This window comes from Mesorhizobium sp. M0052 (genome assembly GCF_040323255.1).
Lineage (GTDB): Bacteria > Pseudomonadota > Alphaproteobacteria > Rhizobiales > Rhizobiaceae > Mesorhizobium.
On record NZ_JAMYUS010000006.1, the window covers coordinates 17,563 to 33,118 of the forward strand.

The 15,556-nt window shown below is 62.8% G+C and carries 15 protein-coding genes; 10 read left to right on the forward strand and 5 right to left on the reverse strand.

All coding sequences use genetic code 11. The features are described 5' to 3' along the window. The first annotated feature begins 89 nt into the window (after window positions 1-89). Window positions 90-983, forward strand: coding sequence for a hypothetical protein (locus NKJ77_RS09245; protein WP_023693888.1), 894 nt, complete (start codon window positions 90-92; stop codon window positions 981-983). Between the two features lie 262 nt (window positions 984-1,245). Continuing rightward, window positions 1,246-3,867 carry a bifunctional diguanylate cyclase/phosphodiesterase gene (locus NKJ77_RS09250; protein ID WP_352534990.1) on the forward strand — a complete coding sequence of 874 codons (2,622 nt, stop codon included), beginning with the start codon at window positions 1,246-1,248 and terminating at the stop codon, window positions 3,865-3,867. A 45-nt stretch (window positions 3,868-3,912) separates the two neighbouring features. Here the strand turns inward: NKJ77_RS09250 and NKJ77_RS09255 are convergent, their stop codons facing one another. After that, on the reverse strand, window positions 3,913-5,535 hold the full coding sequence (locus tag NKJ77_RS09255) for an ABC-F family ATP-binding cassette domain-containing protein (RefSeq protein ID WP_352534992.1): 1,623 nt from the start codon (window positions 5,533-5,535) through the stop codon (window positions 3,913-3,915). A 378-nt stretch (window positions 5,536-5,913) separates the two neighbouring features. Then, on the reverse strand, window positions 5,914-6,657 hold the full coding sequence (locus tag NKJ77_RS09260; protein WP_352534994.1) for a 2OG-Fe(II) oxygenase: 744 nt from the start codon (window positions 6,655-6,657) through the stop codon (window positions 5,914-5,916). Between the two features lie 65 nt (window positions 6,658-6,722). On the opposite strand from NKJ77_RS09260, the gene NKJ77_RS09265 reads away from it, so the two are divergent. Continuing rightward, entirely contained in the window at window positions 6,723-7,181 is a 459-nt protein-coding gene (locus tag NKJ77_RS09265) for a hypothetical protein (RefSeq protein ID WP_352534996.1), read from the forward strand. A gap of 46 nt (window positions 7,182-7,227) precedes the next feature. Here NKJ77_RS09265 and NKJ77_RS09270 read toward each other — a convergent pair whose 3' ends face one another. Together NKJ77_RS09270 and NKJ77_RS09275 are read right to left on the reverse strand one after the other, a co-directional pair. Continuing rightward, window positions 7,228-7,767, reverse strand: a complete 540-nt coding sequence (locus NKJ77_RS09270; protein WP_352534998.1) for a carboxymuconolactone decarboxylase family protein — start codon at window positions 7,765-7,767, stop codon at window positions 7,228-7,230. 47 nt (window positions 7,768-7,814) lie between these two features. Continuing rightward, window positions 7,815-8,237: an OsmC family protein gene (locus NKJ77_RS09275; RefSeq protein ID WP_352535000.1), complete on the reverse strand. Its 423-nt coding sequence runs from the start codon at window positions 8,235-8,237 to the stop codon at window positions 7,815-7,817. 201 nt (window positions 8,238-8,438) lie between these two features. Here NKJ77_RS09275 and NKJ77_RS09280 point away from each other — a divergent pair, with 201 nt between their 5' ends. The 7 genes from NKJ77_RS09280 (at window position 8,439) to NKJ77_RS09310 (ending at window position 14,151) form a co-directional block, all read left to right on the forward strand. After that, on the forward strand, window positions 8,439-9,170 hold the full coding sequence (locus tag NKJ77_RS09280; protein WP_023689036.1) for a 3-keto-5-aminohexanoate cleavage protein: 732 nt from the start codon (window positions 8,439-8,441) through the stop codon (window positions 9,168-9,170). Between the two features lie 102 nt (window positions 9,171-9,272). Further along, window positions 9,273-9,782, forward strand: a complete 510-nt coding sequence (locus tag NKJ77_RS09285; RefSeq protein WP_023670324.1) for an Lrp/AsnC family transcriptional regulator — start codon at window positions 9,273-9,275, stop codon at window positions 9,780-9,782. Next, on the forward strand, window positions 9,779-10,942 hold the full coding sequence (locus NKJ77_RS09290; protein WP_023831099.1) for a saccharopine dehydrogenase family protein: 1,164 nt from the start codon (window positions 9,779-9,781) through the stop codon (window positions 10,940-10,942). Before NKJ77_RS09285 ends, NKJ77_RS09290 begins: the two co-directional genes overlap by 4 nt. Window positions 10,943-11,050: 108 nt before the next feature. Next, the gene (locus NKJ77_RS09295) at window positions 11,051-11,839 is read left to right on the forward strand and encodes an ABC transporter substrate-binding protein (protein ID WP_352535002.1); all 789 of its coding nucleotides are present in this window, start codon (window positions 11,051-11,053) and stop codon (window positions 11,837-11,839) included. A 164-nt stretch (window positions 11,840-12,003) separates the two neighbouring features. Further along, window positions 12,004-12,681, forward strand: a complete 678-nt coding sequence (locus tag NKJ77_RS09300; protein WP_023831100.1) for an amino acid ABC transporter permease — start codon at window positions 12,004-12,006, stop codon at window positions 12,679-12,681. Further along, window positions 12,678-13,352, forward strand: coding sequence for an amino acid ABC transporter permease (locus tag NKJ77_RS09305; protein ID WP_023684787.1), 675 nt, complete (start codon window positions 12,678-12,680; stop codon window positions 13,350-13,352). The genes NKJ77_RS09300 and NKJ77_RS09305 overlap by 4 nt, the downstream gene beginning before the upstream one ends. Window positions 13,353-13,422: 70 nt before the next feature. Then, window positions 13,423-14,151 (forward strand): amino acid ABC transporter ATP-binding protein, encoded by a 729-nt coding sequence (locus NKJ77_RS09310; RefSeq protein WP_023670319.1) that lies wholly within the window; start codon window positions 13,423-13,425, stop codon window positions 14,149-14,151. Window positions 14,152-14,359: 208 nt separating this feature from the next. Here NKJ77_RS09310 and NKJ77_RS09315 read toward each other — a convergent pair whose 3' ends face one another. Next, complete coding sequence (locus NKJ77_RS09315; protein WP_023684786.1) at window positions 14,360-15,427, reverse strand: cyclic nucleotide-gated potassium channel; 1,068 nt, start codon at window positions 15,425-15,427, stop codon at window positions 14,360-14,362. Window positions 15,428-15,556: the final 129 nt, after the last annotated feature.

Genomic DNA, 15,556 nt, shown 5'->3' on the forward strand with positions numbered 1-15,556 from the left:
GTGGGGAGATCTGCAGCTCCAACGGCGTCTTTTTTCAGCCCAATGTTGTCATGTATCCTTGGAATCGAACGTAGAGCAGGGTTTATATCATGCGGTGGGTCTGGACGTTTCTGTTTGCACTGGTGAGCAGCGTGGCTTTCGCGGCCTCGCCGGAGGACGACTATGTGGCCGCGCGTGACAAGGCGATTGCTGATATCGCAGCGCTGAACAGTGCGAACGCGGCAATCGAGACCATCGACGCTGAGAACGAGAAGGCGCTGGCCGACCTCCAGCAGCGTCTTGCCGGCATTATCGGGCCGCTGGCGGTCAAGGACTTTCCGCCAACCGGCACAATCAATATCGAAAGCCTCAGCGACTCCGATATCGGCTATGGCATGCTCGATGGGCTGCGATACACCAAGGGCGACGACGGCCCCAGCCTAGTGGCAACGACGCGAGGGCTGCTGGAGCGCTGGCTCCAGTCCAGAACCGCCGAGACCGACGAAAGTTTCAAACTGCCCGCCGGCATCGATGAGGCGCTTAAGCTGGATGCCTTCTATACCCAGGCGATCAACAGCGACGCCGCCTTCGAGGGAACGCTCGACTTTCCATTGAAGAAACCCGAAGGCGCCGACATCGCCTTCGCACGGCTCGGCGGCTGGACGCAGGACGTCGGGCCGATCTATGAGCAGGAAGTCATCGTTACGCTCGTCAAAGGCAACAGCGTGAGAATTATCGCAGCGCCGGCAGCCCCTGCCGTTCCGAAGATCGCCGCCTGCGACGCCGTGTGGGCTGCTGCGGACGCCGCCGCGCAGAAATTCCAGGAGGCCTACCAGGCATCGGACCTGAAGGACGAAAAAGCGTTCGAGTCCTCCAACGCCGCCTGGGACAAGGGCGACAGCGACTACCGGGCCTGCATGGCGCAGCGCCTGCCGGCTGACCCGGCTTTCCCGGCGCTGCTCGCCCAGGCGCAGGCGCTGGCCGATCAAATGGCTGGGAAGTAAGCCTCCCGCAAGGGCCCGCGCGGCAAGATCAGGCGGCTTGTTGCAATCTGAGGCGAATATGACTTCGCCGCTGGGTTGCAGAACGCTGCAACCTGGCGTCCTACTTTCGGACACTCATTCAGATTTCGGCTGGACCCTGGCAGCCAAAAGCTTACCGCTTGTTCTCGGATTCGTCTCGAAGCTCAAACTTAAGCTTTAGCTACTATGGTCGACCGAAGGACTACTGTCCTGGAAAGGTCTTCGGATCGAGTTGGCAGGTGCAATGCTCAATTCCGGCCGGTTGAAACGGGCCGTTTTTTCTTCCGCCAACTTGCCGGCGGCGATTGCCTTTGTCGTGCTTCTCGTCTGCGCCCTGGTTGCCGACCAGAGGAACAGAGAGGTCTCCGATCAGCTGGCGCGCGCCGACGTCCTGGCCAAGGTCAACATCATACGCGCCAAGCTCGAAGGCAACATAGGCGGCAATCTCCAGCTGGTTCAGGGTCTCGTTTCGACAATCGTTACCGAGCCCTATATGGGCCAGCAAAGATTTGCGGCACTCGCCCGTAATCTGTTCGAGCAAAAATCGCAGTTGCGCGATATTGCCGGCGCCCCCGACCTCGTCATCGCGCTGATGTATCCGCTGGAAGGCAATGAAAAAGCCATCGGGCTGGACTACCGCAAGAGCGATACGCAACGCATGGCCGCGCTTCGCGCCCGTGACCAGCGCGCGCTGGTGCTCGCCGGGCCGGTCAAACTGGCGCAAGGCGGACGTGGCTTCATCGGCCGTATCCCGGTCTTCGTGCCGACGGCGGGTGGCGGCGACCGTTTCTGGGGTATCGTCTCGGCCGTGATCGATGTCGATCGGCTCTACGCTGCCAGCGGACTGACCGACCCTGATCTGGATATCGATGTGGCGCTTATCGGCAAGGATGCGCTCGGCGGCGGCGGGGAACTGTTCTTCGGCGGCGATAATGTCGTGTCCGGCAATCCGGTGATGGCAGAGGTGCAATTGCCTTCAGGCTCCTGGCAAATTTCAGCCATACCGAAGGGCGGCTGGCCGACCGCTCCGAAAAATGAGTGGCTGTTGCGTCTGCTCATGGCGCTTGCCGGCGCGCTGGTGGTGCTGCCGATCCTCGTGGCAGGACGTCTTTTCGGTGAGCGGCAGAAAAGTGACGCCGAGTTGAGGCGCCTGTCCCGGCGGCTGGAGCTGGCGTTGGAAGCCTCTGCTATAGGCGTGTGGGAGCACGATACCGTCAGCAACGAACTCGTATGGGACGACCGCATCAACGAAATCTATGGCAAACCCGGCGGCGGCAAGACCCGTAGCTATGACGACTGGGCGCTGGCGATCCATCCCCAAGACTTCGAACGGGCTAAAGCAGATTTCGATTCGGCTGTTGCAACACAAGGCCCCTACTCTTCGCAGTATCGGCTCCTGCGGCCGGACGGCACCATTCGCCATGTGCGCACCCGCGCCAGTTTCTTCCGGGACATCGACGGCACGCCAAAAATGATCGGCGCCGAATGGGATGTGACAGGCGACGTGCTGCTCAACGAGAATCTCATGCGTGAACGTCGCCTTTCAGAATCGAAAAATGCCGAACTGAACCTGGCCAAAGCCCGCATCGAGCATGTCGCGATGCATGATTCGCTGACCGGTCTGCCCAACCGTCGGTATCTGGACGAGATGCTTGCCGAAAACCGCGAAGCCGACGGCCGTGCGGCGTTGCTGCATCTCGACCTTGACCGGTTCAAGCAGATCAACGACACGCTCGGCCATGCAGCGGGCGATGCATTGCTGGTGCATGCTTCGAAAGTCATCAAGGCCAGCGTCGGCAGTGCCGATTTCGTTGCGCGCATCGGCGGCGACGAGTTTGTCGTGCTGAGCCATGGACGCGACGACAAGGAACTCGCCGCGCTGGCCGACCACATTATCGATGCGATGCGCCAGCCGGTCGACTATCTGGGTCACCAGTGCCGGTTCGGCGTCAGCATCGGCATTGCGGCCAATAGCGGCGTCGATGCAAGGCAGTTGCTCGTCAATGCCGATTTGGCGCTGTACCGGGCGAAAGGCCGCGGCCGCAACCGCTACGAGTTTTTCAACGAAGAGCTGCAGAGCGAGATCGTGCGGACCAAGCAGACCGCCGATGAGATTCTGGGCGGGCTCGAGCGGAACGAATTCATCGTCTACTATCAGCCGCAGTTCGACGCCAAGACGCTGGAGATCGTCGGCGTCGAGGCGCTGTCGCGTTGGGATCACCCGCAACGCGGCATGCTGACCCCCGACGCCTACATCAAGGTGGCTGAAGAACTCAATGTCGTGGCGCTTATCGACCGCACCGTCCTGGAGCAGGCGCTCGATAATTTCGAGCGTTGGTCGCGCAGCCACCTCAACATCCCGCGCGTCTCGGTCAACGTTTCCGCACGGCGCCTGGAAGACAGGGACCTGATCAAGGGTTTGCGCAAGCTTCCCATCAAGGAAGGGACCGTGTCGTTCGAACTGGTGGAGTCGATTTTCCTCGACGAAAACGACGAGCTGGTCAGCTGGAACATCGAACACATCAAGGGGCTCGGCATCGACGTCGAGATCGACGATTTCGGCACCGGGCATGCCTCGATCGTCTCGCTGTTGAAGTTGCGGCCCCGTCGCCTCAAGATCGACCGCCAGCTGGTTACCCCCATCACCAGCTCAACCGCACAGCGGCAGCTTGTGTCGTCCATCATCGACATCGGCAAGTCGCTCGGGATCGAAGTGATCGCCGAGGGCGTCGAGACGATGGAGCATGCGCGCATCCTGAAAGAGCTTGGCTGCGACATCCTGCAAGGCTTCCTGTTCGGCTACCCGATGGATGCCAAAGCCTTCAAGGCCTTCGCGCAGTCGCGCAAATGGCTGGCGGCGAGCTGACAAATCCTGGCTTTGCTGGACGCAAATGCGGACGCACGAACTGCGTCAGCTGCGCAGGCCCGGCGCTTCCTGCCCGGTGCGCTCGACATATTCGGTGTAGCCACCGCCATAGGTGTGGATGCCTTCGGGTGTCAATTCCAGCACGCGGTTGGAGAGTGCGGCCAGGAAATGGCGGTCGTGCGAGACGAACAGCATCGTGCCTTCGTATTGCGACAGCGCCGTGATCAGCATCTCCTTTGTGGCGATGTCCAAATGGTTGGTCGGCTCGTCCAGCACCAGCAGGTTGGGCGGGTCGAACAGCATCAGCGCCATTACCAGGCGCGCCTTTTCGCCGCCCGACAGCACCCGGCATTTCTTCTCGATCTCGTCGCCGGAAAAGCCGAAGCAGCCGGCGAGGGCCCTGAGCGGCGCCTGGCCGGCTTGCGGAAACGCGTCCTCCAGCGTCTGGAACACGGTGCGTTCGCCCTCCAGCACCTCCATGGCGTGCTGGGCGAAATAGCCCATTTTCACACTCGGCCCCCGAGCAACTGTGCCGGCATCCGGGTCAGACGCGCCGGCCACCAGCTTCAGCAGCGTCGACTTGCCGGCGCCGTTGACGCCCATGATGCACCAGCGCTCGCGGCGGCGGACCTGGAAATCCAGCCCCTCATAGATCGAGCGACTGCCATATCCCTTGTGGACGTTCTTCAGCGTCACGACATCCTCGCCGCAGCGCGGCGCCGGCTGAAAATCGAAATTCACGATCTGACGGCGCTTGGGCGGCTCGACACGATCGATCTTGTCGAGCTTCTTCACCCGGCTCTGCACCTGGGCGGCGTGTGACGCCCGCGCCTTGAAGCGCTCGATAAAAGCGATCTCCTTGGCCAGCATGGCCTGCTGGCGCTCGAACTGCGCCTGCTGCTGCTTGTCGGCGATCGCCCGCTGCTGCTGGTAGAATTCGTAATTGCCGGAATAGGCGGTGAGCGACCCGGCGTCGATCTCGACCACCTTGTTGACGATGCGGTTCATGAACTCGCGGTCGTGCGAGGTCATCAGCAGCGCGCCCTCGTAACCCTTCAGGAACTGCTCCAGCCAGATCAGGCTTTCGAGATCGAGATGGTTGGACGGCTCGTCGAGCAGCATGACGTCGGGCCGCATCAACAGGATGCGGGCCAGCGCCACGCGCATCTTCCAGCCGCCGGACAGTTTGCCGACATCGCCGTCCATCATCTCCTGGGAAAAGCCGAGGCCGTCGAGCACTTCGCGGGCGCGGCCATCGAGCGCATAGCCGTCGAGTTCCTCGAAACGGTGCTGCGCCTCGCCATATTTCTCGATGATCTCATCCATCCGGTCGGCCTGCTCGGGATCGGCCATGGCCGCCTCGAGTTCGGCCATTTCGGCCGCCACGTCGCTGACAGGCCCGGCGCCGTTCATCACTTCGGCCACAGCACTGCGGCCGGCCATGTCGCCGACATCCTGGCTGAAATAGCCGATGGTGACGCCGCGATCGACCTGCACCTGGCCCTCGTCGGGCTGCTCCTGGCCAGTAATCATGCGAAACAGCGTCGTCTTGCCGGCGCCGTTCGGGCCGACAAGGCCGACCTTCTCGCCCTTCTGTAGCGAGGCCGAGGCCTCGATGAAGACAAGCTGGCGGCCGTTCTGTTTGCTGATGCTTTCAAGACGGATCATGCGACTGGAAGAACCTTGGAGGATTTTCCCCGGCCCTTACGCGATCGGCCGCGCCAGAGGAAGCGCCCATTTGACGCCGCGCGCAAAAGCCGCTGCGGTCCGCACCTCCAGAATGCAAAACAGCCCGCCGCGCGATTTTGCGCAACGGGCTGTTTTTGAACCAGCTTCTGTACTCAGTTCGGTGCGGGCACTTCCGCTTCTATTGACGGCACCTGCTGGGCGGCGAGCGAGGCGAGCTTGCCCCGTCTGACGAGTGTCGGCTTCTCATAGGATCGTTTCATAAATTCCCCTCTCTTACACAAGCGGAGACTGTTCCGCCGAACTCGCCATGTCAATAAGCAGCGGTAGTGAGGTGCTTTGGCTGTGTCCGACGAATTGTCACTTCGCGTCGTGGAAAATGATCCCCACTGTATGCCGCCTGCCGGAGCGCAGGCGGCTGACGCCGTGCCTGAGGTTGACGCGGTAATGGCCTTTCGTGCCTTGCACCGGGCGGTTGTGGACAGCAAAGATCACCGCATCGCCCCGGGTCAGCGGCACCACTTCGGCACGGCTTTGCATGCGCGGGCGCTGTTCGGTCAGGACGAATTCGCCGCCGGTGAAATCCTCGCCGGGCTGCGACAACAGGATCGCCACCTGCAGGGGAAAAGCGAGATCGCCATAGAGGTCCTGATGGAGGCAGTTGAAGTCGCCGGGGCCATATTGCAGGAGAAGCGGCGTCGGCCGCGTTTGGCCGCTTTCGTGGCAAAGCTGGAGGAAGGCGGCGTGGTCATCGGGATAGCGCCGTGCCGCGCCCATGCGTTCGTTCCAGTCGTTGGCGACGCCGGCGAGCCTGGGATAGAGCGCGGTGCGCAGGCCACCGACCAGATCCGGCAGCGGATAGCGGAAATAGCGGTACTCGCCCTTGCCGAAGCCATGGCGGGCCATCACCACATGGCTGCGGAAATGGTCCTCATGCGGATAGAGACCGGAGATCTCGGTGCACTCCTCGGGTGAAAGCAGCGCCGGCATGACGGTGCTGCCGTGGCTGTTCAGTTCGCCGATCAGAGCACTCCAGTCCTGCGCTGCGACGCGCGCTTCGGCCGAATGGGCTGCGCGTTTGGTGCTTATCGAATGGATGGTCATCGATGCCTCCTTTCCTTGCGGTCAAAGTGGGGCGAACGAGGCGCCTGGGCCACCCGATTCCTGCGATGAACATTGTCATCTGCTGCCGGCAGCGATTAACTGTGTACATGCATCTTTCGATCGAACCGCTAAATGGCGTCAAAGGGCTTCCTCTCGGATCGTCTAAGGCGACTGTCAGATCCTTCTTTTCAGGAGAGCTCAAGGTCTTCCGGCGGAGCCCAACCAGCGTTCCGGCCGACTATTGGCCGGACCTTGGAGTATTCGCCTATTACAAGGCCGATGGCGCACTCGAAGCGCTAGAATTCACCTCGCCTGCGATCTTGGAACTGGGTGGCGCGTCGCTGTTTCCGATTTCCATGGAGGTTGCGCTGAGGTTCTTGAGACAAACCGACCCCAATGTGAAGGTCGAGATCGATAGCGCGATTTCGAATGCTCTCGGCATCAGCATCTGGACAGACATAGGAAAAGAAGCGGACTCCCAGGTGGAAACACTTTTGCTGTTTGGAGCCGGCTACTACGGCTGATCCTTCCGGGCGATATCCACTGCAGATCGACTGCGTATCGATCGCATCAGACCGGATCGGCACCCTTGCGGCGATACGCCTCCAACTCAGGGTCCAGATCGACCCTCACCGCGTTTGTGAACAGGCAGGTCGCCACCATGATGCCGGCGAAGGCGACGAGGTTGACCAGCAGCTTGTCGTCATAGCGAGCCTTCAGCGCTGCCCAGATGTCGTTCGGAATGACATTGGCATCGGCGGCGACTGCCTTGCCAAATTCGATCAGCAACGCCTCGTCGGAGGTTGGCTGGATTGCCTCGGGATCAAGGCCACCATCGATCAGCGCGCGGCGGAAGAAGGTGAGCGGAATCTCGGCGTTGCATCCCTCCGAGATCGCCCGCGACAACAGCCAGATGGCGCGGTCGTCGAGTGTGGGTTTGAGCAGATCGCGCAGCGTGAACCATTCGGCATAGATGCGGTGGGCCGCCGGTGAATGCAGCAGGATGCGCTTCATGTTGGTCATGCGTCCGCGCAGGCCAAGCTCCCTGTCGTGCTCGGCGCGGATGTCGTCGGACGCTTTCGCGTAGTCGATCGGCGAAATCATGGCCATGGGTCGGTCCTTGGTTGGCGGTGGGGCGAGGATTCCTGCGACGCCGCTCACCCAAGCGTGGCGTGCAATTCCGGCGCGGCGCGCAACGTGTTGGACACCGTGCAGATCGCTTCGGCGTCCTCGACGATCCGCTGCTTGGTCGCAGCGTCGAGATCGCCTGAGATGTCGAGCCTGATGTTGAGCCTTTCGACGCGCGACGGCTCGTCCTTGGCCTTCTCGCCGCTGACCTCGGCGCGCACCTCGCCAAGCGCGGCGGCAACCCCGAGGCGGGAGGCGGCGATGCGCGCGCTCAGCACCATGCAGGCGGCGAGCGAGGCGTAGAGCAGGTCGAGCGGATTGAAGCCCGGCGCGCTGACGCCGGTGACGACATCGACTGCACCGCCGGTCGGAGTGGTGATGGAAGGCAAGCCGCCGGGCTGCAGCGTCGCCGTCGCGCCGGTGACGCGGGTCCTGACCTTCAACTCAGCCATCGCAAAAACCTTTCAGCCGGCAGCCCGGCAAAGGGGTAAGGATCGCCCGTGGCGTGTCCTGTCCCGCTATATGGTATGTCCTGGGCCGATACCGCAACCTCCGCAGAAGCGGCACCCTGTCAGCAATCTTCACCACGCCCGTTCCCTCTCCGCCCTGCCCTGCGGTAGGCTCGCGCGATCCGCAACAGGATCGCGAGAGCCATGATCGTCCAGGCCTGCATCAATGGCGCGCGCGCCGCCGATTTTCACCCCACACTGCCGCTCGACTCCGACGCTATGGCGCGCGACGGGGCGGCTTCGATTGCCGCGGGCGCAGCTGAGCTGCATGTCCATGCCCGCAGCGCGGACCGCCGCGAGAGCCTTGCGCCGGCAGCGATGGATCCGACCATCGCAGGGCTGCGCCGTGCCTGCCCCGGTACGCTGATCGGCGTCTCCACCGGCGCCTGGATCGAGAATGACGATACAAGCACGCTGGTCGCCATCGCCGGCTGGCGCGAATTGCCGGACTATGCCTCCGTCAATCTCAGCGAGGCGGCGGCACCCATCGTCATGGAGAGCCTGCGCCAGCGCGGCATCGGCATCGAGGCGGGTCTGGCCTCGGTCGCCGACGCCGAGCGCCTCGTCAGCCTCGACCATGGCGGGCGCGTGCTGCGCGTCCTGATCGAGATTTCCGAGCAGACGCTAGACGAGGCTTTTGCGGTCGCCGGCGGCATCGAACAGGTCCTGGAGCGCGCCGGCATTCGCCGTGCCATCCTGCTGCATGGCGAGAACGCGACGGTGTGGCCGTTCGTGCGCCGTGCCGCGGATCGCAACTGGTCGACGCGCGTCGGGCTGGAGGATGGGAAGCATCTGCCGGATGGCGCGGCGGCATCCGGCAATGCGGCGCTGACAGCTGCGGCGGTAGCGATGTTCCAGTCGATTCGATCAGCGTAGCAACAAACTCACCTCTTGCTGTTATTATAAATATCTCGTAGGCTATTTTCATATCAGGAAGAAATTCCACCACATTTTTCTCCTTTATGAAAGCCTTGCCTTTTGCGTGAGCATCTCGATCAAACCGATCGACGGCTGGTAAAGCTGTTGTCGCAAGATGCCCAGCCCGGCATCAACCGGCTCGCCGAGACGATGGCGATCTCAGTGCCGACGGTGCGCTCAAGGTTGCGCAATCTGCTCGACCGCAACCTCTTGAAGATCGTCGGGCTGCTCAATCTGACCGAACGCCCCGAGCTGATCTCGGCCATTGTCGGCATCAACGCTCAGGGACGTGGCCGCGCCCGGGAACTGGCGCAGCGCATTGCCGAACTGCCTTTCGTCAACTCGGCCTCGGTGGTTACCGGGCGCTTCGACATCATCGTCGACGTGACCGTCGCCGGCGATGTCGCCGACCTCTACCGCATCACCAGCGAGCTGATTCCGGGCGCCGGCATTCCCGGGGAAGTCGTGCGCAGCGAAACCTTCGTCGTCATGGCTTCATGCAACAAATGGGTCAGCCTTCCCGAAGGCTGCTGGTCGGAAGAAACACCGTCACGCAAGGAGCCGGCATGAGAATAGCTGTTCTCGGCGGCCTCGGCCTGCAGGGACGGGCGGCCATCGCCGATCTCGTCGCCAGCGCCGGTGTCGAGGAAGTCGTCTGCGTCGATACGTCGGCTGACGGCCCTGCCCGGCTTGCCGGGCTGACCGACCTTTCCCGCGTGCGTTTCGTCATGCCCGAGGGCGCGATCGGTCCGGCGCTTGCCACCGTGCTGGCGGATGTGGACGCCGCCATCGATCTGCTGCCGCAGCCATTGATGCGCGAGGCGGTGCAGGCCGCGATCGCAACGCGCACGCCGCTGGTCACCACCAACTACGGCAAGGCGATTGCCGACCTGGCGCCGGAGGCTGAACAGGCCGGCGTTTCGATCATGACCGAATGCGGGCTCGACCCCGGCATCGACCTCGTGCTCTACGCGCGCGCCGCAAAGCAGTTCTCTAGGATCTCCTCGATCGATTCCTATTGCGGCGGCATCCCCGAACCGAAGGCGATGGCGAAGCCGCTCTGCTACAAGGTGAGCTGGAATTTCGACATGGTTCTGGTCAGCCAGAACCGCGACAGCGTGATGATCGAGCATGGCAAGCGCGTCGAAGTGCCGGCCGGCCGACAGCACGACAATGCCTTCATCCACGAGATCGAGGTCGCGGGCCTCGGCCGGCTGGAAGCTTTCCCCAATGGCGACGCTCTGCACTATGTCGAGATGCTGGCAGCCGCCAAGGGATTGCAACGCTCGGGCCGCTATACGCTGCGCTGGCCGGGATGGTCGGCGTTCTGGGCGCCGCTGAAGGAACTCGGTTTCCTCTCCGAAGACAAGGTGCCCGGCACCGGCGCCAGCCCACGCGAATTTCTCGGCCGTCTGCTCGGCCCGCAACTGCAATATGGCGCCGACGAGAAGGACCTTTGCGTGATGCGCAATGTCTTTTCCGGTCTCGAAGGCGGCCGCGCCAAAACGGTGACGTCGGACCTGATCATCGAACGCGACCTGGCATCAGGCCTGTTCGGCATGAGCCTTGGCGTCGGCTATCCCGCCAGCATCGTGGCGCAGATGCTGGCGCGGCGCGAGATCGCCACACCAGGGCTTTTGAACCCGCTGCTGCATGTGCCGGACGAACCCTTCTTCGACGAGCTGGCCAGGCGTGGCATCAAGGTTGCCGAGACGGTGGCCTGGGACTGAGGATTTTCGAACGGTGGCTGCCGCCGGCAAACGGTGCCGCCGCTCAAAAAACACCCAAAAGGGTGGAATAACAAAGTGGAACAACAACGATTACAGGAGGAATGCCAAATGAAGATTGCCAAGCTTTTCATCGCCGGACTTGCGCTTGCGGGCCTGACCGCTGCTGCCAGTGCCGGAACGCTCGACGAGATCACCAAGCGCGGCGAACTGCGCGTCGCGGTACAGACGCAAGGACCTCCCTTCTCGCTGGTCGGCGCGGCCGGCGAGCGCACCGGCAGTTCGGTCGAACTCGCCGAGCTGATGGCCAAGGAAATGGGCGTCAAGATCACCTTCCTCGACTATGACTGGGACGGGCTGATCCCGGCGCTGCTTTCGGGCAAGGCCGACCTGCTCGTCGCCGACATGACGCCGACGCTGGCGCGCGGCATGAAGGTCGCCTTCACCATACCTTACATGTATACGGGCAGCACCGTCTTCACCAAGGCCGACAGCAAGTTCAAGACAACCGAGGACTGCAAGGCCAAGGGCACCAAGATCGCCGTGCTGTTGGGCGCCACCGGCGAAAAGGAAGCCAAGAACGCCTTCCCGGATGCCGACATCAAGAGCTACAAGGGCGGCGGCCCGCTGCTGCTCGACGCGGTCAACAACGGCCAAGCCGATTGCGGCGTCAACGACGTCTCGGCGGTCAAGGGTCAGTCGACAGCCTATCCCGCCGGCACCTTCACCATCATGCCGGACCTGTTGTCGAAGGAGCCGCTTGCCTTCGCCACCCGCTACGACGAGCCGGACCTGTTGATCTGGATGAACCTGTTCCTCAACCAGGTCAGCATCGACGGACGCCTGCAGAAGAACCTCGACTACTGGGTCAATTCCGACGCCTGGAAGAAGGATCACTAAGCAGAGGTAAGCAGGGAGTAGTGAGTAGGAAGTAGTGAATGGTGAATGGTGAATGGTGAATGGCCATTCCGGACGCTACTCACTACTCACTACTCACTACTCACTACTCACTACTCACTACTCACTACTCACTACTGCCCATTCACCATTCACCATTCACCGCCATGCTCGAAAATTTCAGCTTCCGCACCATCATCGAATATCTGCCTTTGTTCGGGCAGGGTCTGATCACGACCGGGTGGCTGTCGGCGCTGTCCTTTGCGGGCGCGCTGGCCGTCGGCATCGTGCTCGCCGCCATGAACCTGCAGCGCGGCCAGCTGTTTCGCGTGCTGGCCAAGGGCTATATCGATGCCGTGCGCGCCACGCCGTTGCTGGCGCAGCTCTACTTCCTCTATTTCGGCCTGCCGCGTCTCGGCTTCGTCCTGCCCGAGCTGGTCGTCGGCATCATCGCTCTGTCGCTGAACAGCGGCGCCTATGTCGCGGAAATCATCCGCGCCGGCATCCTGTCGATCCCGCGCGGCCAGGTCGAGGCCGGCGTCGCCTCGGGGATGACCTATGTCCAGCGCATGCGCCTGGTCATCCTGCCGCAAGCCTTCAAGGTGACGATCCCGCCGCTGCTCGGCCAGGCGATCGTGCTGGTCAAGGATTCCGCGCTTTTGTCGCTGATCTCGGTTTCCGAACTGACGCGCGCCGGCCAGTTGCTGGCGTCCGACCGCTTCATGCCGGCGGAAGGTTTCATCACCATCGCCGCCTTTTATCTGCTGCTCTATTACGGCCTCAAAGGACTGGCGGGGCTGTCCAGTCGCTGGCTTCGTCTGCAGCCGGCAAGGAGCAGCACATGATCTGGCAACAGCTGCAAAGCCTGGCCGGCAGCTACCCCCTCGCCTTGCGCGGCCTCGGGATGACCGTGATGCTGTCGGCGATCAGCCTGGTGCTGGGCACGCTGCTTGGTTTCGGCCTCGGCATATTGCGCACCGGCGGCAACCGGCTGATCTCGAGCGTGATCGGCGCCTGGGTCGACCTGATCCGCGGCACGCCGTTTCTGGTGCAGATCTTTCTGATCTTCTTCATCCTGCCGGAATTCGGCATCGAGCTCGATGCCTTCACGGCCGGCATCATCGCGCTCACCAACCTCGCCGCGTGCTTCATCTGCGAGATCGTCGCCGCCGGCATCCGCTCGGTGCCGACCGGCCAGGTTGAGGCAGCTCTGGCGTCTGGCCTGTCGCGCTGGCAACGCATGCGCCAGGTGGTGCTGCCGCAGGCGATGCGCATCGTGCTGCCGCCGCTGGTCGGGCAATATGTACTGTTGATCAAGGATTCCTCCGTCGTCTCGGCGATCGGGCTGACCGACCTCACCCGCGTCGGCTGGCTTGTGGTGCAGCGTGTGCCCAACGGCCTGCTGGTCTTCTTCCTGGTCGGCGTCGGCTATTTCGTCGTCTGCTATCCGCTGATCATGCTCGCCCGCCGGCTGGAGCGCCGCATGGGCGCGGCGCATGGCGAGGTGCAGCTGTGACATCGAACCCAAAGGGCTGACCGCCATGACCAATCCAAGCCCGACCAAGACAAACCTGACCAAAACGGGCATGATCGACTTTCGCGGCGTCAACAAATGGTTCGGCTCGCTCAATGTGCTGAAGGACATCACGCTCAGCGTCGAGCCGCGCGAAGTGGTCGTCGTCTGCGGCCCAAGTGGTTCGGGCAAGTCGACGCTGATCCGCTGCATCAACGGCCTGGAAGCGATCAAGGATGGCGACCTCGTCGTCGACGGCCAGCGCCTCGGCGACCCCGCCACCAACATGACGCAGCTGCGCACCGAGATCGGCTTCGTCTTCCAGTCGTTCAACCTCTACCCGCACAAGACGGCGCTGGAAAACGTCACGCTGGCGCCGATCCATGTGCGCAAGATCCCCCGCGCCGAGGCCGAGCAGGCCGGGCGCGACTTGCTGGCCAAGGTCGGCCTCGCCGACAAGGTCAACGCCTACCCGTCACAGCTGTCCGGCGGCCAGCAGCAGCGTGTGGCCATCGCGCGCTGCCTCGGCATGCGCCCCAAGATCATGCTGTTTGACGAACCGACCTCGGCGCTCGATCCCGAGATGATTTCCGAAGTGCTCGACGTCATGGTCGCGGTGGCCGAGGAAGGCATGACCATGATGGTGGTAACGCACGAAATGGGCTTTGCCCGCAAGGTGGCGCAGCGCGTGGTGTTCATGGACGCCGGCGCCATCGTCGAAAGCGGCACGCCGGAAGCGTTTTTCTCCGACCCGAAGACCGACCGCAGCCGGGCTTTTCTAAGCAAGATTCTAAGGCATTAGAGTTTAGCCAAAGCCGGTCGTCCGAAAGGCCGCGGGGCAGGAACTGTCGACGCACAGCGCCAAACAACGAGCCGCCGGTAGAGTGGATCGGCTACGTTTAGGTCTCCGGCTACGCCTCTGGGACCTTCCACGTGCCGTCCAGAACCTTCGCGCGTGGTCGATAGAGCCGTACCATCCAGTTCCAGCCGGGCCACCGTCGGCTGTACGGTCAAGCCACCGGCGCCGCGCCGCGCCGCTCGAGCGCTGTCCTGCGGATGATTTCCGCAATTTCCGGGCTGCTGCTGCACAGCATCTGGAAATCCGCCGCGTGCAGCGACAGGAGTGAGACAGAAGTTGCGGCTGTGACGGTCGCCATACGCGGTTCGCCGCTGATCAGCGCCATCTCGCCGAAGAAGGCGCCAGGGCCAAGCTCCACCGGGTTCGGCGTCGCGACGCTGACGCGGCCCTCCACGACGAAGAACATCCGATCGCCGGTCTCGCCGCTGCGGCAGATCACGGCGCCCGCCGGCACCGTGCGGGGTCTTAACGCGCGCACGATCTCGACCAGCGTGGCCGGGCCAAGCTTCTGAAACAACGGAACGCCGGCAATCAATTGCCAATTGCGGACGAAATCCTCGCGACGGACTTCTTGATAAAAGCCGGAGGCAAGAATGCCGGCCCAGAGCCCGAAGATGCCGATGCCACACATCATGACAGCCCCGGCAAGGACGCGGCCGGCGAAGCTTTGCGGAATGTCGTCGCCATAGCCGGTAGTGGACAGCGTGACCACCGCCCACCACATTGTCTCGGGGATGCTGCCGAACTTTTCCGGTTGGACGTCGCGCTCGATGACATAGGCCGCGAGTGCGACACCGAACAGAACCAGGCCGAAGACCGTGGTGACGCCGACCAGGTTGCGCGCTTCGTTGGCCAGAACCCTGCCAAGCAGCGGGAAGAAGGTCGAGTCGCGCAGCGGCTTCAGCAGCCAGACAGCACAGTAGAGGCTCCGGTCGGGCGTGCCGTCGAGCAGAAATGCGGCGACTGGAACCAAAACCGCGAGCACATCGATCGCGATTGCCGGCGTCCTGTCCCTGAGGTCTCCCGCCCAGCGCTTGAGCAGGGTCTCGGCCATCTGCAGAAGATAGGCGGCCCAAATGACAGCGAGCACAGCAGCCAGAGCCAGTCTGCTTCGTCCGGACATGTTCGGCATCGTGAGCGCAGCCACCGCCAGAAGCCCAGGCGCAGCGAGCACCGCATTTAGCGGTGCGTAGATTCTCAGAAAAGGCAGTACCGACATTCTATCCCACCAGCGGCCACTGTGCTCCAGAATAGAGGCCTTCCGGGCAAGCGCAAAGGGTGCTTTGCGATCGCAAGATCAGGTCACGCCAATGGCTTTCGGGCGCCGCTATCGGCGCTCCACGGTCGC

What these genes read in the sequence shown, in the direction of transcription:
- NKJ77_RS09300 (WP_023831100.1), top strand. Translation starts at nt 12,004, where the DNA reads ATGCTCGAAAATTTCAGCTTCCGCACCATCATCGAATATCTGCCTTTG.
- NKJ77_RS09305 (WP_023684787.1), top strand. Translation starts at nt 12,678, where the DNA reads ATGATCTGGCAACAGCTGCAAAGCCTGGCCGGCAGCTACCCCCTCGCC.
- NKJ77_RS09275 (WP_352535000.1), bottom strand. Translation starts at nt 8,237, where the DNA reads ATGGCTGAGTTGAAGGTCAGGACCCGCGTCACCGGCGCGACGGCGACG.
- NKJ77_RS09260 (WP_352534994.1), bottom strand. Translation starts at nt 6,657, where the DNA reads ATGACCATCCATTCGATAAGCACCAAACGCGCAGCCCATTCGGCCGAA.
- NKJ77_RS09315 (WP_023684786.1), bottom strand. Translation starts at nt 15,427, where the DNA reads ATGTCGGTACTGCCTTTTCTGAGAATCTACGCACCGCTAAATGCGGTG.
- NKJ77_RS09265 (WP_352534996.1), top strand. Translation starts at nt 6,723, where the DNA reads ATGAACATTGTCATCTGCTGCCGGCAGCGATTAACTGTGTACATGCAT.
- NKJ77_RS09245 (WP_023693888.1), top strand. Translation starts at nt 90, where the DNA reads ATGCGGTGGGTCTGGACGTTTCTGTTTGCACTGGTGAGCAGCGTGGCT.
- NKJ77_RS09270 (WP_352534998.1), bottom strand. Translation starts at nt 7,767, where the DNA reads ATGGCCATGATTTCGCCGATCGACTACGCGAAAGCGTCCGACGACATC.
- NKJ77_RS09250 (WP_352534990.1), top strand. Translation starts at nt 1,246, where the DNA reads ATGCTCAATTCCGGCCGGTTGAAACGGGCCGTTTTTTCTTCCGCCAAC.
- NKJ77_RS09310 (WP_023670319.1), top strand. Translation starts at nt 13,423, where the DNA reads ATGATCGACTTTCGCGGCGTCAACAAATGGTTCGGCTCGCTCAATGTG.
- NKJ77_RS09290 (WP_023831099.1), top strand. Translation starts at nt 9,779, where the DNA reads ATGAGAATAGCTGTTCTCGGCGGCCTCGGCCTGCAGGGACGGGCGGCC.
- NKJ77_RS09255 (WP_352534992.1), bottom strand. Translation starts at nt 5,535, where the DNA reads ATGATCCGTCTTGAAAGCATCAGCAAACAGAACGGCCGCCAGCTTGTC.
- NKJ77_RS09295 (WP_352535002.1), top strand. Translation starts at nt 11,051, where the DNA reads ATGAAGATTGCCAAGCTTTTCATCGCCGGACTTGCGCTTGCGGGCCTG.
- NKJ77_RS09280 (WP_023689036.1), top strand. Translation starts at nt 8,439, where the DNA reads ATGATCGTCCAGGCCTGCATCAATGGCGCGCGCGCCGCCGATTTTCAC.